The sequence below is a fragment of the Streptomyces sp. ML-6 genome (assembly GCF_030116705.1).
Taxonomy (GTDB): domain Bacteria; phylum Actinomycetota; class Actinomycetes; order Streptomycetales; family Streptomycetaceae; genus Streptomyces.
Map to the genome: position 1 here is coordinate 6,278,127 of NZ_JAOTIK010000001.1, position 21,987 is coordinate 6,300,113.

At 72.3% G+C, this 21,987-nt stretch carries 17 protein-coding genes; 9 read left to right on the plus strand and 8 right to left on the minus strand.

Features of this window, described 5'->3' with window-relative positions:
- Window positions 1-38: 38 nt before the first annotated feature.
- The 5 genes from OCT49_RS27800 to OCT49_RS27820 all read left to right on the plus strand — a co-directional run bounded on the left by OCT49_RS27800 (window position 39) and on the right by OCT49_RS27820 (window position 8,504).
- On the plus strand, window positions 39-1,577 hold the full coding sequence (locus OCT49_RS27800) for a 3' terminal RNA ribose 2'-O-methyltransferase Hen1 (RefSeq protein ID WP_283854529.1): 1,539 nt from the start codon (window positions 39-41) through the stop codon (window positions 1,575-1,577).
- The gene (locus tag OCT49_RS27805) at window positions 1,574-4,147 is read left to right on the plus strand and encodes a polynucleotide kinase-phosphatase (RefSeq protein ID WP_283854530.1); all 2,574 of its coding nucleotides are present in this window, start codon (window positions 1,574-1,576) and stop codon (window positions 4,145-4,147) included. The genes OCT49_RS27800 and OCT49_RS27805 overlap by 4 nt, the downstream gene beginning before the upstream one ends.
- Window positions 4,148-4,455: 308 nt before the next feature.
- A complete protein-coding gene (locus tag OCT49_RS27810; protein WP_283854531.1) occupies window positions 4,456-5,688 on the plus strand; it encodes an arginine deiminase in 1,233 nt (410 codons plus the stop codon).
- Between the two features lie 124 nt (window positions 5,689-5,812).
- Entirely contained in the window at window positions 5,813-6,823 is a 1,011-nt protein-coding gene (gene argF, locus OCT49_RS27815; protein WP_283854532.1) for an ornithine carbamoyltransferase, read from the plus strand.
- 238 nt (window positions 6,824-7,061) lie between these two features.
- Window positions 7,062-8,504, plus strand: a complete 1,443-nt coding sequence (locus OCT49_RS27820; RefSeq protein WP_391722619.1) for an amino acid permease — start codon at window positions 7,062-7,064, stop codon at window positions 8,502-8,504.
- Between the two features lie 160 nt (window positions 8,505-8,664).
- On the opposite strand, the gene OCT49_RS27825 is transcribed toward OCT49_RS27820, so the two are convergent.
- Window positions 8,665-9,096 carry an ATP-binding protein gene (locus tag OCT49_RS27825; protein WP_283854533.1) on the minus strand — a complete coding sequence of 144 codons (432 nt, stop codon included), beginning with the start codon at window positions 9,094-9,096 and terminating at the stop codon, window positions 8,665-8,667.
- A 242-nt stretch (window positions 9,097-9,338) separates the two neighbouring features.
- Here OCT49_RS27825 and OCT49_RS27830 point away from each other — a divergent pair, with 242 nt between their 5' ends.
- Together OCT49_RS27830 and OCT49_RS27835 are read left to right on the plus strand one after the other, a co-directional pair.
- Window positions 9,339-10,166 carry an enoyl-CoA hydratase family protein gene (locus OCT49_RS27830; RefSeq protein ID WP_283854534.1) on the plus strand — a complete coding sequence of 276 codons (828 nt, stop codon included), beginning with the start codon at window positions 9,339-9,341 and terminating at the stop codon, window positions 10,164-10,166.
- A 2-nt stretch (window positions 10,167-10,168) separates the two neighbouring features.
- Window positions 10,169-12,583, plus strand: coding sequence for a bifunctional salicylyl-CoA 5-hydroxylase/oxidoreductase (locus OCT49_RS27835; RefSeq protein ID WP_283854535.1), 2,415 nt, complete (start codon window positions 10,169-10,171; stop codon window positions 12,581-12,583).
- On the opposite strand, the gene OCT49_RS27840 is transcribed toward OCT49_RS27835, so the two are convergent.
- Genes OCT49_RS27840 through OCT49_RS27850 form a run of 3 tightly spaced genes read right to left on the minus strand, consistent with a single transcriptional unit; the run spans window position 12,570 to window position 15,469 of the window.
- A complete protein-coding gene (locus OCT49_RS27840; RefSeq protein WP_283854536.1) occupies window positions 12,570-13,001 on the minus strand; it encodes a hypothetical protein in 432 nt (143 codons plus the stop codon). The two genes, OCT49_RS27835 and OCT49_RS27840, sit on opposite strands and share 14 nt — an antisense overlap.
- Window positions 12,998-13,819 carry a GNAT family N-acetyltransferase gene (locus tag OCT49_RS27845; RefSeq protein WP_283854537.1) on the minus strand — a complete coding sequence of 274 codons (822 nt, stop codon included), beginning with the start codon at window positions 13,817-13,819 and terminating at the stop codon, window positions 12,998-13,000. Before OCT49_RS27845 ends, OCT49_RS27840 begins: the two co-directional genes overlap by 4 nt.
- Window positions 13,820-13,867: 48 nt before the next feature.
- Window positions 13,868-15,469, minus strand: a complete 1,602-nt coding sequence (locus OCT49_RS27850) for an AMP-binding protein (protein WP_283854538.1) — start codon at window positions 15,467-15,469, stop codon at window positions 13,868-13,870.
- Window positions 15,470-15,733: 264 nt separating this feature from the next.
- On the opposite strand from OCT49_RS27850, the gene OCT49_RS27855 reads away from it, so the two are divergent.
- Together OCT49_RS27855 and OCT49_RS27860 are read left to right on the plus strand one after the other, a co-directional pair.
- A complete protein-coding gene (locus tag OCT49_RS27855; protein ID WP_283854539.1) occupies window positions 15,734-16,861 on the plus strand; it encodes an acyl-CoA dehydrogenase family protein in 1,128 nt (375 codons plus the stop codon).
- Window positions 16,858-17,259, plus strand: coding sequence for a RidA family protein (locus tag OCT49_RS27860; RefSeq protein ID WP_283854540.1), 402 nt, complete (start codon window positions 16,858-16,860; stop codon window positions 17,257-17,259). The genes OCT49_RS27855 and OCT49_RS27860 overlap by 4 nt, the downstream gene beginning before the upstream one ends.
- Window positions 17,260-17,383: 124 nt before the next feature.
- Here the strand turns inward: OCT49_RS27860 and OCT49_RS27865 are convergent, their stop codons facing one another.
- Genes OCT49_RS27865 through OCT49_RS27880 form a run of 4 tightly spaced genes read right to left on the minus strand, consistent with a single transcriptional unit; the run spans window position 17,384 to window position 21,608 of the window.
- Entirely contained in the window at window positions 17,384-17,953 is a 570-nt protein-coding gene (locus tag OCT49_RS27865; protein WP_283854541.1) for a GTP-binding protein, read from the minus strand.
- Window positions 17,954-17,959: 6 nt separating this feature from the next.
- Window positions 17,960-18,364, minus strand: coding sequence for a DUF742 domain-containing protein (locus tag OCT49_RS27870; protein WP_391722645.1), 405 nt, complete (start codon window positions 18,362-18,364; stop codon window positions 17,960-17,962).
- The gene (locus OCT49_RS27875; RefSeq protein WP_283854542.1) at window positions 18,361-18,798 is read right to left on the minus strand and encodes a roadblock/LC7 domain-containing protein; all 438 of its coding nucleotides are present in this window, start codon (window positions 18,796-18,798) and stop codon (window positions 18,361-18,363) included. The genes OCT49_RS27870 and OCT49_RS27875 overlap by 4 nt, the downstream gene beginning before the upstream one ends.
- Window positions 18,795-21,608 (minus strand): sensor histidine kinase, encoded by a 2,814-nt coding sequence (locus tag OCT49_RS27880; protein WP_283854543.1) that lies wholly within the window; start codon window positions 21,606-21,608, stop codon window positions 18,795-18,797. Before OCT49_RS27880 ends, OCT49_RS27875 begins: the two co-directional genes overlap by 4 nt.
- Window positions 21,609-21,987: the final 379 nt, after the last annotated feature.

The window sequence follows — 21,987 nt, forward strand, 5'->3', positions numbered from 1 at the left end:
CTGGTGGGGGAGAAGTGAACCGGACCATAATCGGACGTGTGTTCCTGACGATCAGTACGACCGGCATCCCGGAACGTCCCGCGACCGACCTCGGTTTCCTGCTGCACAAGCATCCCGACAAGGCGCAGGCGTTCTCCACCTCCCACGGCACCGCGCATGTCTTCTACCCGGAGGCGTCCGTCGAGCGCTGCACCGCGGCGCTGCTGCTGGAGGTGGACGCCGTGGCGCTGGTGCGGCGCGGCAAGGGCAAGGGCCGGGGCGGCGCCCCCGACGCGGCGCTCGCGCAGTACGTCAACGACCGCCCGTACGCGGCCTCCTCGCTGCTCTCCGTCGCGATGAGCACGGTCTTCAAGTCCGCGCTGCGAGGGGTGTGCCGGGCCCTGCCGGAGCGCGCGGCGGCGCCGATGCCGTTGCGGATCGAAGTCCCCGCACTGCCCGCCCGGGGCGGCGCGGAGCTGGTGCGCAAGCTCTTCGGGCCGCTCGGCTGGACGAGCGTGGACGCGGTGGCCGTACCGCTGGACGAGCGGTTCCCGGAATGGGGGGACTCCCGGTACGTACGGCTGGTGCTGGAGGGCGAGCTGCGGCTGGCGGACGCGTTGCGGCAGCTGTACGTCCTGCTCCCGGTGCTCGACGACGCCAAGCACTACTGGGTCGCGCCGGACGAGGTGGACAAGCTGCTGCGGGCGGGCGAGGGATGGCTCGCCGGCCACCCCGAGCAGAAGCTGATCACCAGCCGCTACCTGTCCCGGCGCTGGGGTCTGACCCGGCAGGCGATGCAGCAGCTCGAAATGGTACGGCTCGCGGAATCGGACGACCTCGACGTCGAGAGCATCGACAACGCCGTGGACGAGACGACCGACACCGAGGAGAAGCCGGTGCCGCTCGCCGAGCAGCGGCGCGCCGCGATCCTCGGGGCGCTGCGCACCGCCGGTGCGAGCCGGGTGCTCGACCTGGGCTGCGGTCAGGGCCAGTTGGTGCAGGCGCTCCTGAAGGACGTGGGCTTCACGGAGATCGTCGGAGTCGACGTCTCCATGCGCGCCCTGGCCATCGCCTCGCGGCGGCTGAAGCTGGAGCGGATGGGGGAGCGGCAGGCCGGCCGGGTCACGCTTCGGCAGGGCTCGCTCACCTACACCGACAAGCGGCTCAAGGGATATGACGCCGCGGTGCTCAGCGAGGTCGTCGAACACCTCGACCTGCCGAGACTGCCCGCGCTGGAGTACGCCGTGTTCGGGTCGGCCCGCCCCCGCACGGTGCTGGTGACGACGCCGAACGTCGAGTACAACGTCCGCTGGGAGACGCTGCCCGCCGGGCACGTGCGCCACGGCGACCACCGGTTCGAGTGGACCAGGGCCGAATTCCGCGACTGGGCCGGGAAGGTGGCGCGGCGACACGGGTACGAGGTTGTCTTCGTCCCCGTGGGGCACGACGAGCCGGAGGTGGGACCGCCCACCCAGATGGCCGTGTTCACGATGGCCGACAGCAAGAACGACAGCAAGAACGACAGCAAGAACGACAGCAAGAACGACAGCAAGAACGACAGCAAGAACGAGAACGAGAAGGAGGCGGAAGCCGCATGACCAGTACCTCGCGCACACTGCCGGTGACCGACCTCTCCCTCGTGGTCCTCATCGGGGCCAGTGGCTCCGGCAAGTCCACCTTCGCCCGCAAGCACTTCAAGCCCACGGAGATCGTTTCCTCGGACTTCTGCCGCGGGCTGGTCGCCGACGACGAGAACGACCAGAGCGCCAGCGGTGACGCCTTCGACGTCCTGCACTACATCGTGGGCAAGCGCCTCGCCGCCGGACGGCTGACCGTCGTGGATGCGACCAGCGTGCAGTCCGAGAGCCGCAAGCAGCTGGTCCAGCTGGCCCGCAGCCACGACGTGCTGCCCATCGCGATCGTCCTCGACCTGCCCGAGGAGGTCTGCGTCGCGCGCAACGCCTCCCGCCCCGACCGTGCCGACATGCCGCGCCACGTCGTCCAGCGCCACCGTCGCGAACTGCGTCGTTCGCTGCGCGGCCTGGAGCGCGAGGGCTTCCGCAAGGTGCACGTCCTGCGCACCGAGGAGGAGACGGAGAACGCCGAAGTGGTGCTGGAGCGCCGCTACAACGACCTGCGCCACCTCACGGGCCCCTTCGACATCATCGGCGACATCCACGGCTGCAGTTCCGAGCTGGAGACCCTGCTCGGCAAGCTCGGATACGTCGACGGCGCGCATCCCGAAGGGCGTACGGCGGTCTTCGTCGGCGACCTCGTGGACCGCGGCCCCGACAGCCCCGGAGTGCTGCGCCGCGTCATGGCCATGGTCGCGGCGGGCAACGCCCTGTGCGTACCGGGCAACCACGAGAACAAGCTCGGCCGTTACCTCAAGGGCCGCAAGGTCCAGCACACCCACGGCCTCGCCGAGACCATCGAGCAGCTGGACCGGGAGGACGAGAAGGACCCGGCCTTCCGCGGACAGGTGCGGGAGTTCATCGAGGGGCTCGTCAGCCACTACGTGCTCGACGGGGGCAAGCTCGTCGTCTGCCACGCCGGTCTGCCGGAGAAGTACCACGGACGCACCTCCGGGCGGGTCCGCTCGCACGCGCTCTACGGGGACACCACCGGCGAGACCGACGAGTTCGGCCTGCCCGTGCGCTACCCGTGGGCGGAGGAGTACCGGGGCCGGGCCACCGTGGTCTACGGCCACACCCCGGTGCCCAACACCTCCTGGGTGAACAACACCATCTGCCTGGACACCGGCGCGGTCTTCGGCGGGAAGATGACCGCGCTGCGCTGGCCGGAGCGCGAACTCGTGGACGTACCGGCCGAGAAGGTCTGGTACGAGCCGGTCAAGCCGCTGGCCACGGAGGCGCCCGGCGGCCGGGAAGGACGGCCGCTGGACCTCGACGACGTGCAGGGCCGCCGGATCGTCGAGACCCGGCACATGGGCCGCATCGCGGTCCGGGAGGAGAACGCCGCCGCCGCGCTCGAGGTCATGAGCCGGTTCGCCGTCGACCCCCGGCTGCTCGGCTACCTCCCGCCGACCATGGCGCCCACCGCGACCTCGCACGAGGAGGGCTACCTGGAGCACCCGGCCGAAGCCTTCGCCCAGTACCGGGCGGACGGGGTCGCCCGGGTCGTGTGCGAGGAGAAGCACATGGGCTCGCGCGCGGTGGCGCTCGTCTGCCGGGACGCGGTTGCCGCCCGCGAACGGTTCGGCGTCGGGGCCGAATCCGAGGACGCCGGCGCCGCGGGCGGTCCGACCGGGGCGCTGTACACCCGCACCGGGCGGCCGTTCCTCGACGACGCCGCGCTCACCGAGGTGATCCTCGGCCGGCTGCGCGCGGCCGTCACCGCCGCCGGGCTCTGGGAGGAGTGGGGCACCGACTGGGTGCTGCTCGACGCCGAGCTGATGCCGTGGTCCCTCAAGGCCGGCGGGTTGCTGCGCTCGCAGTACGCCGCGGTCGGCGCCTCGTCCGGCGCCGTCCTCCCGGTGGCCGACGCGGCCCTCGCGGCAGCGGCGGCGCGCGGGGTGGACGTGGGCGAGCTCGCCGGGCGCCAGCAGGGGCGGGCCGAGGACGCCGCCGCGTTCACCGAGGCGTACCGGCGTTACTGCTGGAGCACCCAGGGCCTGGACGGGGTGCGGCTCGCGCCGTTCCAGATCCTCGCCGTCCAGGGACGCTCGCTGGCCTCCGTGCCGCACGACGAGCAACTGGCTTGGCTCGACCGGCTGGTCGAGCACGACCCGACCGGGCTGCTCCAGGTCACCCGTCGGCTCGTCGTCGACACCGGGGACGAGGCATCGGTGCGCGCCGGTGTCGACTGGTGGCTGGAGATGACCGGCGGCGGCGGCGAGGGAATGGTCGTCAAGCCGCTCGCCGCCCTGGTCCGGGACGGCAAGGGCAGACTGGTCCAGCCGGGCATCAAGGTGCGCGGCCGGGAGTACCTGCGGATCATCTACGGGCCCGAGTACACCCGCCCGGAGAACCTGGAACGGCTGCGCGGCCGGTTCCTCGGGCACAAGCGGTCGCTGGCGTTGCGGGAGTACGCGCTGGGGCTCGAAGCGCTGGACCGGCTGGCCGAGGGGGAGCCGCTGTGGCGGGTCCACGAGGCGGTGTTCGCGGTGCTGGCCCTGGAATCGGAACCGGTCGACCCGCGGCTCTGAGCCGGTTGGTCCGCGGGCTCTGAGGAGGTCGATCCGGCAGGCTCTGCGGAGGTGGTCGGCAGGCTCTGCGGAGGTGGTCGGCAGGTTCTGCGGAGGTGGTCGGCAGGTTCTGAACCGGTCGGCCGCGGGCTCTGCGGAGGTGGCCTGCGGGCTCTGAGCCAGTCGACCCGCGGGCTCTACGGAGGTCGATCCGGCGGGCTCTGCGGAGGTGGTCGGCGCGGACCGTCGGCGGGTGCGTCGGTGGGACCGACGGAAACCCGCTGGCGATTCATCGGGTGAACGGCGCTCCGCACGGTGAGGATGAAGACATGGGATTCCACGTCGACTCCGAGACCGGGCGGCTGCGCCGCGTCATCCTGCACCGCCCGGATCTGGAACTGAAACGGCTCACCCCGAGCAACAAGGACACGCTCCTGTTCGACGACGTGCTCTGGGTGCGCCGTGCCCGGGAGGAGCACGACGGCTTCGCGGACGTGCTGCGCGACCGCGGGGTGGAGGTGCACCTCTTCGGCGATCTGCTCCGTGAGTCGCTGGACATCCCGGTGGCCAGGCGGCTCGTCCTGGACCGGGTCTTCGACGAGAAGGAGTACGGCCCGCTCGCCACCGAGCATCTGCGCACCGCCTTCGAGGAGTTGTCCAGTACCGAACTGGCCGAGGCGCTCGTCGGCGGGATGACCAAGCGGGAGTTCCTGGAACGGAACGGCGAGCCGACGTCCGTCCGCTTCCACGTCATGGACCAGGACGACTTCCTGCTGGACCCGCTGCCGAACCACCTCTTCACCCGGGACACCTCGGCCTGGATATACGACGGGGTGTCGATCAACGCGATGCGCTGGCCGGCCCGGCAGCGCGAGACCGTCCACTTCGAGGCGATCTACCGTCACCACCCCCTGTTCACCGGGTCCGAGGCCGGTGCCTTCCACCACTGGTCGGAGGGGCAGGACGACTACCCCTCCACCATCGAGGGCGGCGACGTGCTGGTCATCGGCCACGGCGCGGTCCTCATCGGGATGAGCGAACGCACCACGCCGCAGGCGGTGGAGATGTTGGCCCGCGGACTGTTCGACGCCGGTTCGGCGCGCACGATCGTGGCGCTCGACATGCCCAAGCGCCGTGCGTTCATGCACCTCGACACGGTGATGACGATGGTCGACGGCGACACCTTCACCAAGTACGCGGGGCTGGGCATGCTCCGCTCGTACACCATCGAGCCGGGGGACGGGCCCAGGGACCTGAAGGTCACCGACCACCCGCCCGAGCACATGCACCGGGCGATCGCGCACGCCCTGGGGCTGGACTCGATCCGGGTCCTCACGGCCACCCAGGACGTGCACGCCGCCGAGCGCGAGCAGTGGGACGACGGCTGCAACGTCCTGGCCGTCGAACCGGGCGTGGTCGTCGCGTACGAGCGCAACGCCACCACCAACACCCACCTGCGCAAGGAGGGCATCGAGGTCATCGAGATCCGGGGCAGCGAACTCGGCCGGGGGCGGGGCGGCCCGCGCTGCATGAGCTGTCCGGTGGTGCGCGACCCGGTGTAGGCGGGCCGACGCGGGAGCGATGGAGGGGAGCACGGACACACCAGCCCGTATAGCGATGCATGGTGTCGTATAGACTTCCAGTGTCAATGCATGTGCGCATCCCGCCCGACCCAGGAGCCGCCCCATGGCCATAGACCTCGCAGGCCGCCACTTCCTCAAGGAGCTGGACTTCACGGCCGAGGAGTTCCGCGGCCTGGTCGACCTCGCGGCCGAGCTCAAGGCCGCCAAGAAGTCGGGAACCGAGGTGCAGCGACTGCGCGGCAGGAACATCGCGCTGATCTTCGAGAAGACCTCGACCCGCACCCGCTGCGCCTTCGAGGTGGCCGCCGCCGACCAGGGCGCGTCCACCACGTATCTGGACCCCTCCGGCTCGCAGCTGGGGCACAAGGAGTCGGTGAAGGACACCGCCCGGGTACTCGGCCGGATGTTCGACGGCATCGAGTACCGCGGGGACAGCCAGGCCGCCGTCGAGGAGCTGGCGGCATACGGCGGCGTACCCGTCTTCAACGGGCTCACCGACGACTGGCACCCGACCCAGATGCTCGCCGACGTCCTCACCATGACCGAGCACAGCGACAAGCCGCTGGAGCGGATCGCCTTCGCCTACCTCGGGGACGCCCGCTTCAACATGGGCAACTCGTACCTGATCACCGGAGCCCTGCTGGGCATGGACGTCCGGATCGTCGCCCCCGAGGCGTACTGGCCCGCGGAGGCGGTCGTCGCCCAGGCCCGCCGGCTGGCCGCGGGGAGCGGTGCGACCATCACGCTCACCGAGGACATCGCCACGGGCGTCCGGGGAGCCGACTTCGTCGTCACGGACGTCTGGGTCTCGATGGGGGAGCCCAAGGAGGTCTGGGCCGAGCGCATCGCCGCCCTCGCGCCGTACGCCGTGACCATGGACGTGCTGCGCGCCACCGGCAACGCCGACGTGAAGTTCATGCACTGCCTCCCGGCCTTCCACGACCTCGGCACCGAGACGGGGCGGCAGATCGAGGCCGTGCACGGGCTGGCGGAGCTGGAGGTCACCGACGAGGTCTTCGAGTCCGCGCACTCGATCGTCTTCGACGAGGCCGAGAACCGGATGCACACGATCAAGGCCGTCCTGGTGGCGACCCTGGCCGCCGACCGCGGCTGACGTATGCATGGAAATGCGTCTGATTGGGTGAACATGCGGACAGGTGACTAATATGTTGCCTCTTGGTGGGGTTCGGGCTCGCACGCTCGAACCCCATTTCCGTGCGCGCCACCGGTTCCGGAACCGGCACGGCCCCCAGGGCCGGTGCCGACGCCGGGACCGGTGACGGAGCCCGGAGTCCCCACGGCTCCGGCGCGCGCGTCCCCCCACGCGTTCCACCAGAGAAGAGATCATCCCCGTGAGTCCGCTGCGCCCATCGAGCCCCGCGCGCCCGTCCGGGGCGCGCGTCAAGAGCCCCCACCAGCTGATCGCCGAGTCCGGCGCCGACCTGGAGGGGCACGGACTCAAGCGCACCATGGGCCTCTTCCAGCTCGTGTGCTTCGGCATCGGCGCCGTCGTCGGCACCGGCATCTTCGTGGGCCTCTCCGACAGCGTCGCCGAGGCGGGTCCGGCGGTCGTGCTGTCCTTCGTGCTCGCCGCGATCACCTGCGTCTTCACCGCCTTCTCCTTCGCCGAGCTGGGCAGCGCCATCCCGGTCTCCGGCAGCTCGTACTCCTTCGCCTACGCGACCCTCGGCGAGCGCGTCGCCTTCCTCGTCGGCTGGTGCCTGCTGCTGGAGTACGGCGTCTCGGTCTCCGCGGTCGCCGTCGGCTGGAGCCAGTACGTCAACGAACTGCTGGACAGCCTCTTCGGCGCGCAACTGCCCGCCGCGCTCTCGGCGGGGCCCGGCGACGGCGGAGTGGTCAACCTGCCCGCCGTCCTGGTGGTCATGATGGCCGCCACCCTGCTGGTGCGCGGCGTCCGGGAGAGCGCCGGGGCCACCGCCGCCATGGCGATCCTCAAGATCACCATCCTGCTCCTGTTCTGCGCCATCGCCTTCACGGCCTTCGAGCGCGGCAACCTCACCCCCTTCTTCGCCCACGGCCCGGCCGGGGTCACCGCCGGGGCCTCGCTGGCGTTCTTCTCGTACATCGGCTTCGACGCCATCACCACGGCCGGCGAGGAGGTCAGGAACCCGCGGCGGAACATCCCGGTCGCGATCATGATCTGCATCGGCCTGGTCACCCTGCTCTACTGCGCGGTGGGGCTCGCCGCGATCGGCGCCCTGGGCCCGGACGCCGTCGCCGACAAACCCGCGGCGCTCTCCATCGTCGTCGACCAGGTCACCGGATCGACGATCGGCGGCGGGATCATCGCCTTCGGGGCGGTCGTCGCGATCGCGTCCGTCGTGCTCGCGGTGATGTACGGGCAGACCCGCATCCTGATGTCGATGTCCCGGGACGGCCTGATCCCGCGGGTCTTCGAACGGGTCTCGCCGCGCACCGCCACCCCGGTCGCCAACACCTGGATCGTGGCGGTGGTCTTCGCGGTCCCGGCGGCCTTCTCCTCGCTCGACGTGGTGGTGAACCTGACCACCATCGGCACGCTGGCCACCATGGTCGTGGTGAACCTCGCGGTGATCGTGCTGCGCCGCCGCAACCCGGAGGTGCGGGGATCGTTCCGGGTGCCGCTCTATCCGCTGAGCCCGCTCCTGGGCGTCGGCTTCTGCCTCTATCTGATGTACGGGACGGGATGGGCGACCTGGCTGCAGTTCGCGGTGTTCCTGGTCGTCGGCGCGGTGGTGTACGCCTGCTACGGCCGCAGCCGCTCCCGGCTGGCCGTCGCGGACCCGGGCCGCTGAGGGCGTACGGCCGGTTCCCGGCGTGCTGAGCGTCCGGTCGGCTGCCGGGCGCCGAGGGTGTGCGGCCGGCTGACGGGCCGCCGAGGGCGTATGACCGGGCTGCCGGGCCGCCGAGGGCGTCCGGCCCGCTGTCGGGGCGGGTCGCCGGGGCGGGGCCGGGTCAGTTCTCGGGGAGGAGGGCGGGCAGGGTGAACCACACCGCCTTGCCGTGCTCCGTCGCACGGTGGCCGCAGGACGAGCTGAGCGCGCGGATCAGCAGCAGCCCCCGGCCGTGCTCCTGCCAGGGGTCCGGCTCCTCGCCCGGCCGCGGAAAGACGAGGCCGGCGGGCGGGGCGGGGGCGCGGTCGCGCACCTCCACCTGGCAGCCGGTCGGCAGGAGCTCCACCACCAGCTCGATGGGCTCGTCGCTCCCGGTGTGCTCGACCGCGTTGGCGACCAGTTCCGCGGTGAGCAGCTCGGCGGTGTCGGCGTAGGCCGACACGTCGGTGGCCGCGAGCGCGGTGCGGATCAGGGCGCGGGCGAGGGGCACGGCCGCCGTCGAGTGCGGCAGGTCGATCCGCCACGAGGCGGGAAAGGGGGTCTCGGGCGACACAGCATGGCTTCCCTTCCGGGACGAGAGGGTTCTCCGCGACGAGAGTGTTCTCTGCGGATCAAGACTTCTCCTCTTCAACCTTACGAACCGAAAGAAACCGGACAAGGGACCACCGGCAGGCATGCAAGGGACGTTGGACACTTTTCCCGTCCTCCCTGTATTGCGTTCTCGTGACGGAAGTCACGCACGGGTGATAAGTTCGATCGCAGGTAGCAGCCGACGGCTGAAGGGGAGCCCCCTCCATGAGCCCGTTTCCCAGCTCCGCCCCCCGCACGGACGAGTGGCGCCATCTGCGGCTGACCGTGGACGACGGGGTCGCCACCGTCACCCTCGCCCGGCCCGAGAAACTCAACGCGCTCACCTTCGGCGCCTACGCCGACCTGCGCGACCTGCTCGCCGAACTGTCCCGCGAACGCGCCGTGCGGGCCCTGGTGCTCGCGGGCGAGGGCCGCGGCTTCTGCTCCGGCGGGGACGTCGACGACATCATCGGCGCGACGCTCGCCATGGACACCGCCCAGCTCCTCGACTTCAACCGGATGACCGGACAAGTCGTGCGGGCCCTGCGTGAGACCCCCTTCCCCGTTGTGGCCGCCGTACACGGCGTGGCCGCGGGCGCGGGCGCCGTTCTCGCGCTGGCCGCCGATTTCCGGGTCGCCGATCCGTCCGCCCGGTTCGCCTTCCTGTTCACCCGGGTCGGCCTCTCCGGCGGCGACATGGGCGCCGCCTACCTGCTGCCGCGCGTCGTCGGCCTCGGCCACGCCACCCGGCTGCTGATGCTCGGTGACCCGGTCCGCGCACCCGAGGCGGAACGGATCGGGCTGATCAGCGAGCTGGCCGAGGAGGGCCGGGCGGACGAACGGGCGGCGGCGCTCGCCCGCCGTCTCGCCGACGGACCGGCCCTCGCCCTCGCCCAGACCAAGGCGCTGCTCACCGCCGAACTCGACATGCCGCTCGCCGCCGCCGTCGAGATGGACGCCGCCACCCAGGCCCTGCTGATGCACGGCGAGGACTACGCGGAATTCCACGCCGCCTTCACCGAGAAGCGGCCCCCGAAGTGGCGGGGCCGGTAACGATGCCCTCCCGACCGACCCTGGCACAGGCCCAGGCCTCGGCACAGGCCCAGGCTCCCGCCCCGGCCCAGGCTCCCGCCCCGGCCCAGGCTCCCGTCCGGGTCCAGGCCCCCGCCCGGGCCCCCGCGACCGCGCCCCGGACCGGCGCGCGGCGGATCGCGGTCATCGGCGGCGGCCCCGGCGGGCTCTACGCCGCGGCCCTGCTCAAACGGCTCGACCCGGCCCGCGACATCACCGTCTGGGAGCGCAACGCCCCCGACGACACCTTCGGCTTCGGCGTCGTCCTCTCCGACGAGACCCTCGGCGGCATCGAACACGCCGACCCCGTCGTGTACCGGGCACTCAAGGACGAATTCGTCCGGTGGGACGACATCGACATCGTCCACCGGGGCGTCACCCAGACCTCCGGCGGCCACGGCTTCGCGGCCCTGGGCAGGCGCAGACTCCTGGAGATCCTGCGCGAGCGCTGCGCGTCCCTCGGCGTACGCCTCCACTTCCGCACCGCCGCACCGCCGGCCGCCGAGCTGGCCGCCGCGCACGACCTGGTGATCGCCGCCGACGGCGTGCACAGCCCCACCCGCACCGCCCACGCCGACGTCTTCGGCCCCCACCTCACCACCCACCGCTGCCGCTACATCTGGCTCGCCGCCGACTTCGCCCTCGACGCCTTCCGCTTCGAGACCGCCGAGACCGCGTACGGGGTGATGCAGCTGCACGGCTACCCCTTCTCGTCCGACGCCTCCACCGTCATCGTCGAGATGCGCGAGGAGGTCTGGCGGGCCGCCGGATTCGACACCTGCTCCGTCGAGCACTCGACCCTGCGCTGCGCCAAGATCTTCACCGAGGCGCTCGGCGGCCGGCCGCTGCGTTCCAACAAGTCCGCCTGGACCGCCTTCCGCACCGTCGTCAACGCCCGCTGGTCGCACGGCAACACCGTCCTCATCGGTGACGCCGCCCACACGGCGCACTTCTCCATCGGCTCCGGCACCAAACTCGCCGTCGAGGACGCCCTCGCCCTCGCCGCCTGCATCGAGGAACGGCCCGACCTGCCCGGCGCGCTGTCCGCGTACGAGGCCGAGCGCCGGCCGGTCGTCGAATCCACCCAGCGGGCCGCGGCGGCCAGCCTGCGCTGGTTCGAGGAACTGGGCACCTACGTCGACCAGCCGCCCCGCCAGTTCGCCTTCAACCTCCTCACCCGCAGCCGCCGCGTCACCCACGACAACCTGCGCCTGCGCGACCCCTCCTTCACCGCCGCCGTCGAGGAGGAGTTCGGCGGCCTCCCCGGCACCCCGCCGATGTTCGCCCCGCTGCGGCTGCGCGGCCTCGAACTCCGCAACCGCGTGGTCGTGTCACCCATGGACATGTACTCGGCCGTCGACGGCGTCCCCGGCGACTTCCACCTCGTCCATCTGGGCGCCCGCGCGCTCGGTGGCGCCGGACTCGTCATGACGGAAATGGTGTGCGTCAGCGCCGAGGGCCGCATCACGCCCGGCTGCGCCGGCCTCTACACCGACGAGCAGGTCGCCGCCTGGAGCCGCGTCACGGACTTCGTCCACGCGAACGCCCCCGGCACCGCCATCGGCGTCCAGCTCGGCCACTCGGGCCGCAAGGGCTCCACCCGCCGGATGTGGGAGGGCATCGACCAGCCGCTCGACCACGGCAACTGGCCGCTCGTCGCCGCCTCCCCGATCCCTTACCGGGACGGCGTCAGCCAGGTCCCGCACGTCCTGGACCGGGCCGGACTCGACGCCGTGCGCGAGCAGTTCGTGGCAGCCGCCCGCCGCGCCGACCGCTGCGGCTTCGACCTGCTCGAACTCCACTGCGCCCACGGCTACCTGCTGTCCGGGTTTCTCTCGCCGCTCACCAACCACCGCACCGACGAGTACGGCGGCTGCCTGGCCAACCGGCTCCGGTTCCCCCTCGAAGTCTTCGACACCATCCGCGAACAGTGGCCGGACGCCCGGCCCATGACCGTCCGGATCTCGGCGACCGACTGGGCCGGGGGCGGCACGACGGCCGACGACGCCGTCGAGATCGCCCGCGCCTTCGTCGCCCACGGGGCCGACGCCATCGACGTCTCCACCGGCCAGGTCGTCTCCGACGAACACCCCGAGTACGGCCGCTCCTACCAGACCCCGTACGCCGACCGGATCCGCAACGCCCTGTGTGTGCCCGTCGTCGCGGTCGGCGCGATCTCCTCCTGGGACGACGTCAACTCGCTGCTCCTCGCGGGCCGGGCCGACCTCTGCGCCCTGGCCCGCCCCCACCTCTACGACCCGCACTGGACCCTGCACGCGGCGGCCGAGCAGGGCTACGCCGGCCCCGGCGCGCCCTGGCCTGCCCCGTACCGTGCGGGCAGCCGCCGCCCGCCGACGGGCCGCACGGACGCGCCGAAACCACGGCTCACCCTGGGGTGACCGGCAGGCACTCGTGGCAGAGGCACGGGTCGGGGTGCGGGCCCCCGTGGTGGGCGTGCCGCTCCTCCCGGGCGACCCGCTCCAGCAGCGCGGCCAGCGCCTCGGCCTCCTCCCGGCCGGCCGTGAGCGGGCCGGGGCACCGCTTCAGCACGGCCGGGGTGTACACCAGCCGGGCCCGGAAGGTGTGGAGATGACGGGTCCCCGTGTCGATGGTGATCCAGCGGCCGTTGTGCCGCCCGTGCCCGACGGTGGTCAGCTGCTGGTGCCCCATCCCGGCGTAGGTGTCGACGACGTACACCTTCGCCCCGCCCCGGTACGCCTTCGTGCCGGGACGCAGCTCCTGCCCGAGGTCCCCGTACCGCCGCCACAGCACCACGTTCGCCACGACCAGCCAGGCGGGTTCCGGCGGGCCGCTCACCGCTCCTCCGCGCTGATCAGCAGCCGGTCCGAGACCGCCCGGAAGCCGATGCGCCGGTACACGCCGTTGCTGGTCGGGTTCGCCAGGTCGGTGAAGAGCAGCACCTCCCGCGCGCCCGCCTCCCGCGCCGACCGGGCGGCCTCCGCCGTCACCGCGGCCGCGTAGCCCCGGCGGCGGTGCTCGGGCGGGGTGTAGACCGCCGTGACCCGGACCGTGCCCGCGATCCGTGGCAAGATCCCCGCCATCGACACCGGGACACCGTCGTCCTCCCAGAGCGTCAGTGCGCCGGACGCCGTGCGCTCGTCCACCTGCCGCTCGGCGAGGGAGCCGGACTGGCCGACCTGATCGGCGAAGGCGAGATGCCAGCGCACCAGCAGTTGCCGGTCGGTGGTGGTGGCGGTCCTGGGCCGGCCCGAGGGGGACGGGGAGGGCGGGATCAGCGTCGCCAGCCGGTAGAGCCGCTGCTCCTGGTCGACCCGGTGGCCGGGCCAGCGGGCGGCGAGCACCTCGGCGGTGGCCCGGTCGGCGTTGATCCGGGTCAGGGGGAGCGCCGCGGCCAGCGGCCCGACCGCCTCCGGGGCGACGGATCCCAGCACCGGCGGAAACGGCGGGGTCTGCACCAGCGTCCCCGCGACCTCGCCGTCCGCCCCGCGCCACCAGCCGAGCAACGGGGCAGCGTCCCCGTAGGCGTGCGGGCCGCGCCGCCGCAGGGTGTCGGTGACCGTCAGGATCAGGGTGTTCTCGGCGGGCCGGGCGGCCAGCGAGACGCCGGCCGCGTCGAGAAAAGTGTCGACGTCATCGGTGAAGGTCCAGGTCATGCCTCATCCTGCCGGGTGTGCGTGGCGCGAGGCACACGTATTTCCGGCTCAGCCGTCCCGCAGCCGGAAGCGTTGCAGCTTCCCGGTGGCGGTACGGGGGAGCGCGGGCAGGAACTCGACGACGCGCGGGCACTTGTGCGGGGCCAGCTCGTTCTTCACGTGGGCGCGCAACGCGTCGGCCGGGACGTCCGCGCCCTCGCGCAGCACCACGTACGCCACCACGATCTGGCCGCGCAGCTCGTCCGCCCGGCCCACCACCGCGGCCTCGGCCACCGCGGGATGGCGCAGCAGGGCCTCCTCGACCTCGGGGCCCGCGATGTTGTACCCGGAGGAGATGATCATGTCGTCGGCGCGGGCGACGTACCGGAAGTAGCCGTCCGGCTCGCGCACATAGGTGTCCCCGGTGAAGTTCCAGCCGTGCGCCACGTACTCCCGCTGGCGCCCGTCGGCGAGATAGCGGCAGCCCACCGGGCCGCGTACCGCGAGGAGTCCCGGCTCGCCGTCCGGCACCTGTCCGCCGTCGCGGTCCAGGACGCGGGCCTGCCAGCCCGGCACGGGAATCCCGGTGGTGCCGGGGCGGATCGCGTCGTCGGCGGCCGAGATGAAGATGTGCAGCAGCTCGGTGGCGCCGATGCCGTTGATGATGCGCAGCCCCGTCCGCTCGTACCAGGAGCGCCAGGTGGACACCGGGAGGTTCTCCCCGGCCGACACACAGCGCCGCAGCGCGCCCAGGTCGTGCGCGTCGACGTGGTCGAGCATCAGACGGTAGGCGGTCGGCGCGGTGAACAGCACCGAGACCCGGTGGGCGGCGAGCGCGGGCAGCAGCCGGTCCGGGCCGGACTGTTCGAGCAGCAGGGCACTGGCACCGGCCCGCAGCGGGAAGACCACCAGGCCGCCGAGCCCGAAGGTGAAGCCGAGCGGCGGGCTGCCCGCGAACACGTCGTCGGGCGTGGGCCGCAGCACATGGCGCGAGAAGGTGTCCGCGATCGCCAGCACGTCCCGGTGGAAGTGCACGCAGCCCTTGGGGCGTCCGGTGGTCCCCGAGGTGAACGCGATCAGCGCGACGTCGTCCGCGGCCGTGTCCACGGCCCGGTACGGACCCGTCACGGTCTCGGCCAGGCGCAGCAGATCGTCCTCGCCCCCGCCCCCGTACACCGTGATCCGCAGCCCCGGCACCTCGGCCCGCACCAGGTCGTCGACCGCCCCGGCGGCGCACAGCGCATGGCTCACCCGGGCGATCGAGCAGAGGGCGGACAGCTCCGCGGGCCGCTGCCGGTCCAGCACGGTGACGGCGATCGCCCCCGCCTTCAGCACCGCCAGCCAACAGGCGGCCAGCCGGGGGGTGGTGGGGCCGCGCAGCAGGACGCGGTTGCCGGGGACGACTCCGAGCCGGGAGGTGAGGACGTGGGCGATCCGGTCCACCCGCTCCCGCAGCTCCCCGTAGCTCCAGACCGCGCCGTCGGCGGTGCGGAAGGCGGGCCGGTCGGGGCCGAGGCGGTCGATCGTGCGGTCCAGCAGCTCCGTCGCGCAGTTGAGGCGGTCGGGATAACGCAGTTCGGGAAGGTCGAAGAGCAGGTGCGGCCACTGGTCCGGAGGTGGCAGGTGGTCCCTGGCGAAGGTGTCGAGGTGCGCTGAGGTCTTCGGGTCCATGACGGATCGCCCCCTTGTCGCCCTTGGAGCGTATCGTTTGTGTGACGGTAGTCAACGGTCCGCGATAGAGCGAGCCGACGGGGCCTGAACCGACGGGCCCGAACCGACGGGGAACGACCGATCGGGTGACGGAAGACCGGAAGGCCGGGAGGACGGAAGGCCGGGAGAGCGAAAGGTGGGAAGGACGGGCGCGGACGGGTACGGGAGAACGAGCGGACGGGAACGGGAAGCAAGCAGACGAGACGCGACAGGAGAGGCGGCCGTATGACGGCATTCTCACTCGATCCGGAACAGACCGCCTGGTGCGAGGAGCTCGAAACCCTCGCCGAACGACAACTGCGCCCCCTCGCCGAGAAGGGCGAACCGGGCCACGTCAACCGCCCCCTGATCGCCGCACTCGGCGCGGCGGGCCTCATCGACCGGCTGCTGGACTCCGGCGCCCTCGACCTCTGCCTGCTCCGCGAGTCCCTGGCCCGGGGCTGCACGGAGGCCGAGACCGCGCTGGCCCTCCAGGGGCTCGGCACCCACCCCGTGGTCCGGGCGGGCACCCCCGCCCACCACGACCGCTGGCTCCCCGGCGTACGGGCCGGGCGCACCGTGGCCGCCTTCGCGCTCAGCGAGCCGGGAGCCGGTTCCGACGCGGCGGCCCTCGCCCTGGCGGCCGGACGCGACGGCGACGGCTGGCGGCTGACCGGCGAGAAGTGCTGGATCTCCAACGCGCCCGAGGCCGACTTCTACACCGTGTTCGCGCGCACGACCCCCGGCGCCGGATCGCGCGGCATTACTGCGTTCCTGGTCCCCGCCGACCGCCCCGGGCTCACCGGCACCGCCCTCGACATGCTCTCGCCGCACCCCATCGGGGCCCTGGCCTTCGACGGGGTCCCGGTCACCCCCGACGACGTGCTCGGCGAACCGGACCGGGGCTTCCGCGTCGCCATGGACACCCTCAACCTGTTCCGGCCCAGCGTCGGCGCCTTCGCCGTCGGCATGGCCCGCGCCGCCCTCGACGCCACCGTGGCACACACCGCGCACCGCACGGCGTTCGGCGGCCCGCTGAAGGACCTCCAGGCCGTCTCCCACCAGGTCGCCGAGATGGCCACCCGCATCGAGGCCGCCCGGCTCCTGGTGCACGCGGCCGCCGCCGCGTACGACGCGGGGGAACCCGGCGTGCCGCGCCGCGCAGCCATGGCCAAGCTGTACGCCACCGAGACCGCCCAGTACGTCGTCGACACCGCCGTCCAACTGCACGGCGCCCGCGCCCTGCGCCGCGGCCACCTCCTCGAGCACCTCTACCGGGAGGTCCGCGCGCCACGGATCTACGAGGGCGCAAGCGAGGTCCAGCGCACCATCATCGCCAAGGAGCTGTACGCGAACCGGGAGGCGTCCGCATGAGTCCGGTCCACCGGATCAACCCCGTCGAACTGTCCCCGCCCACGGGCTTCTCGCACGCCGTCACGGCCACCGGCGGCCAACTGGTTTTCCTGGCCGGGCAGACGGCGCTCGACCAGGACGGCAAGGTGGTCGGCGACGACCTGACCGAGCAGTTCGCGACGGCGCTCACCAACCTGCTCACCGCCCTGCGCGCGGCGGGCGGCGTCCCGGCGGACCTGGCCAGGGTCACCGTGTACGCCACCGATGTGGCCGACTACCGCAAGAGGGTCGCCGAACTGGGCGCCGTCTGGCGGCGGCTGGCGGGCCGCGACTATCCGGCGATGGCGGTCGTCGGGGTGGCCAGGCTCTGGGACGAGCAGGCCCTCGTCGAGCTCGACGGGATCGCGGTACTTCCCTGATCCTTCGTCAGGAACGTTGCGGAGGAAGGTCGTACGGGCCCGGGATCCGGGCCCGTACGACACACGGCGGCGTGAAGTACGGAGGGTGGGACGGGACTTGGGGGAGTGCGGCCCGTGCCGGGCGTCAGCCGACCGCCGCGGGCAGCCCCATCAGATGGTCCACCAGCGCCAGCAGCACGTCCCGGGAGAACGGCCGCTCGCGGACGTCACCGATCATCAGCGGCACCTGCGGATCGAGGTCGAGCGCGGCCCTGATCTCGTCCGGCGTACGGGTGTTGTGGCCGTGGAAGCAGTTGATCGCCACGACGAACGGGATGTTCCGGCTCTCGTAGAAGTCGATCGAGGCGAAACTTGTGTCCAGCCTGCGGGTGTCGGCGATCACCACCCCGCCCAGCGCCCCGTTGACCAGGTCGTTCCACATGAACCAGAAGCGTTCCTGGCCGGGGGTGCCGAAGAGGTAGACCACCAGCTCGTCACTGACCGTGATCCGGCCGAAGTCCAGGGCCACGGTGGTGGTGTCCTTCTGGTCGACTCCGGCCAGGTCGTCGACGCCGACACTGGCCTGGGTCAGATACTCCTCCGTGCTCAGCGGGGTGACCTCGCTGACGGCACCGACCATGGTGGTCTTGCCGACGCCGAAGCCTCCGGCGATGAGGATCTTGACGGCGGCGGGAGCCGCCTGACTGCTTGTCATGTTGGTTCAGAGTCTCCGGAGTCCGTCACGAACGGCGGCCAGCAGGCCCATGTCGGCGCCACCGGCCGCCCGCGCCACCGAGAGCGGCGCGCGAGCCGTCAGCAGGCCCTGGGCGACGAGGTCGGCCAGCAGGATCTTGGTCACCGAAACCGGGAGGCCGAGGTCGGACGAGACCTCGGCCACCGCGGACGGCCGACGGCAGCGCTCGAGGATCAGCCGGTGCTCCGGCTGGAGCCGCCCCGGCAGGATCGGCGCACCGTGCTCGTCCCGCGGGTCCAGCGCGGTCGTCAGCACGGTGATGAGGCTGAAGTCGTCCCGCTCGGGAGCGGTCCGGCCCCGGGTGATCGTGTACGGGCGCACCATCGTGCCCGCCCCGTCCTCCCCGGCATCCTCATCCCAGTACTCGGTCACGCGCGCGGCCCGTCCCCGGGACCGAAGGCGTCGAACTCGCCGCGGGTCGGGGTGGAGAGCTTCTGGCCGACCTGCTGGACGAGGTTGTGCATGGCGAGGGACATGATCTCGGCGTCCACCTCCTGGGAGGCGATCACGGCCAGGTGGGTGCCCTGCCCGGCCGAGATGATGAACAGCCACAGGTCCGCGAGTTCCACGATCACCTGGTGGACGCTGCCGCCGTCGAAGAGCTGCCCGACGCCGCGGGCCAGGCTCTGCTGGCCGGTGCAGATGGCGGCCAGCCGTTCGGCGTCGGCGCGCTCGATGCTGCGCGAATGGCTCACCACGAGACCGTCGTCGGAGAGCAGGACGGCGTTGCGGGTTTCGGCCACCGAATCCACCAGGCCGTCGAGCAGCCAGTCGAGGTCCTGGTGGGTGGCGGTTGTGCGTGTCATGACGGTTCTTCTCTCGTGGGATGCGGGGTGGCGGGCGGCGCGGGCCGCGGTGTCGTCTCGGAGGTCGCGCGGGCCGCGCGCGACCGGCGCTGGAAGGCGCCGATCGCCGCTCCGGCCCGGTGCGGGGCCGGTCGCGCCTGCGGGTTCTCTTCCGGGCCCGGCGGGCGGGGCACGGTGTTCCGGGCGGCCGGGCCGACCCGCAGTTCGTCCACCAGGCTGGCCTGCCGGACGCGGCGCGGCAGCGGCGGTTCCGTGCCGGGCGTGGGCGGGGTGCCCGGGGCGGGCCGGCCGGAGCCGTTCCCCGTGCGGACGGCTTCCGGGTCCGGCGGTGCCGGGTGGTCCGGCTCGGAGACCGGCAGCCGCGCCGGGCGTCCGTGCTCGGCCCCGGCGGAGTACGGGGCGGGGTAGGGCTGCTCCGGCCCCTGGTACGTCCCGGCGGGGGTGGAGCAGGACGGCGGCGGGTCCACCGGGTACTGCCCGGCGGCCGTCATGTAGGGCTGTTCGTCCGTGCCGTACGGGGACGGGTGCGGCTGCGGGGCGAACGGCTCGACGGGCGGGGCGGCGTACGGGTCGCCGCCGGGCGCGGGTGCCCCGTACCGCTCCTGCGGCGCCGGGTCGTGCGGTGCTGCGGGAGCGACGTTCTCCGGGGCGGCGTAGGGCTGATCCTGAGCGGCGGGGTAGGGGGTCGGGCCCGGCTGCCGGGGCTGTTCGGCGGACTGGTGCGGCTGCTCGGCGTAGGGGGTGCCCGCCGCCTTGATCGCGGTGACGTCGGCCAGGGCGCGGCCCTGGACACGGGTGGGCAGCGGCTGCCCGTCGGCCGTCTCCGGGGCCGGCGCCGGGGCCGACGCGGGGGCGGGGGCGGGTGCGGCGGCCGGGGGCTCCATGACCACCGGGCCGGAGTTCGGTCCGGGGACGATGAGTTCGTCGGGGACGAGCAGGACCACCCGGGTGCCGCCGTACGCCGAGGAGCGGAACTCCACCCGCAGCCCGTGCTGGTTCGCGAGCCGTGCGATCACGTACAGGCCGAGCCGGATGTCCTCCGAGTGGGCCAGCACGTCCATCCGGGGCGGCCGGGCCATCAGTTCGTTGGCCGCGGCCAGCTGCTCGTCGTCCATCCCCAGGCCCCGGTCCTCGACCTCGATGGCCAGACCGCGGCTCACCTTGGCCGCACGGACCTCGACCGGGTTCGGCGGCCGGGAGAAGCTGAGCGCGTTCTCGATCAGCTCGGCCAGCACGTGCGTGACCGGGCCGACGGCCCGTTCCGCCAGCCAGGGGCTGTCGTTCAGGTCCAGCGCCACCCGCCGGTAGTCCTGCACCTCGCCCTGGGCGGAACGCATCACGTCCAGCAGCGGGACCGGCTTGCGCCAGCGCCGGTGCGGGGTGCCGCCGGCGAGGATGACGAGATTCTCCTCGTACCGGCGCAGACGCGCGGTGAGGTGGTCGAGGTCGAAGAGATCCTCCAGGATCTCGGGGTCCTCGTGCTTGCGCTCCAGGTCGTCCAGCTTCCTCAGCTGCTGGCCGATCAACTGCTGGGTGCGGCGGGCGATCCGCTGGAGGAGCCGCTCGAACCCGCGGTGCTGGTCGGCCTGCTTGACGGCCGCGCTCAGCGCACTGGTGCGCGCCAGGTTGAGCGCGTCGCCGAGCCGGGTCAGCTCGTCGCCACCGTTCCCGGCGTCGTGCTCGATGGCGCGGGCCTCGGTCTCGACGTCGATGCGCTCGCCCAGGGCCAGCCGGTCGACCACGTCGGGCAGTGCCTTCTCCAGCTCCTCGGCCCGTTCCTGGAGGCTGCTGATCCGGCGTCGGAGGTTGCGGGTCAGGCGCCAGGTGGTCCAGATGACCGCGATCACGGCGAGCAGCCCGACCGCCGTGGTCAGCGTCACCGTGAGCAGCAGGGACCGCACACTGCTGTTGCCCTTCTCGACCGTGGAGGTGAGGCGCAGCTCCAGCAGCTCCTCGAGCTGGGCGTCCACGCCGTCGATCGCGCCGCGCCAGGCCTTCTCGTCGTCGGGGTCGAGGACGAAGAAGTCGGAGCCCTCGGCCTGCGTGGAACGCAGTATCCGGTTCTCCAGCCGGGTCTTGGTCTTCCAGTCCGAGCTGCCGACGAGCTTGTCCCACGTGGCCTTCTCGTCCGGCGACAGGTACGGGACGACCTGGGTGGTGTACAGGAGCGGCTGGCCCATGATGGCCTCTTCGACTCCGGCGAACTCCTCGACGCCAAGCTTCCCGGCGGCCCAGCCGCGCGTCAGCAGGGCGTCCGAGCGGGAAACCATCTCCTTGGCGTAGAAGAGGTCCACGAGCGTCTGGGAGAGGGAGGTGGTCGGGCCGTCGTCGACGTGGCTGAGCGCCCCGAAGAGCCCGAGGTCCGCCCCGATCAGGTCCGAGTAGTAGGTGTACACGGCCTGCTGCTGCCCGGCCCCGCTCTTGTCCACCAGGGCGCGCTGGGAGGGAAGTTGGGCGATCGCGGCGTGTGCCGTACGAACGGCTTCCCGGACCTCGGACCGGTCGTCGTCGGCCACCACGTCGGAGAACGTCTGGAAGCTCTCGATGGCGTCGTCGGTCAGCGCGCGCTGCCGCCGCAGCGGTTCCTCGGCGTCCTTGTTCCCGCCCAGTACGTCGGCGCTGAGCCGACGCTCCTCCTGGAGGCTGTAGTACATGATGACGGACGGCTGACCGGCGTTCGTGGCCGACTCGCCCTGGGCGGCCTGCCGCTGGTAGCCCGTCAGGGTCTGAACACTGGTGACGGCCCAGAGAGAGGCAAGTGCGACTCCCGGAACGATGGCCAGTACGAGAAGGGCTGTCCGCAGCGACATAGTGGTCGATTTGGTCCGCCGTGAGACGCGCGTGCGCAGGACGTGCTCCTAGACGATGGTGCCAGTTTCAGGACTGGGCAAATTCGTTGAGAACTTCGACAGGAAGATAGTAGGCACACCGTTAAAAATGAAAAGAAAGGGGTCACGAATGCATCACTGATCATGACCGGTGCCGCCACGACGCCCGGAAGCGCCCGTTCCATGCCAGTTCGAGCAGGGGGCGATGGGCACACGGACACGCGAGGCGCCCGCGCGCCGTGCCGCCCCCTCGCGGCGGGGTGCGCCAAGGATACGGACGGGCCGGGCGGGACCTCCGGGCGCTCGCGCCCATCGGTGGCGGACGCGGTGCGCAGGGAGGGGCGCGGCGCGCCGTGGGAGT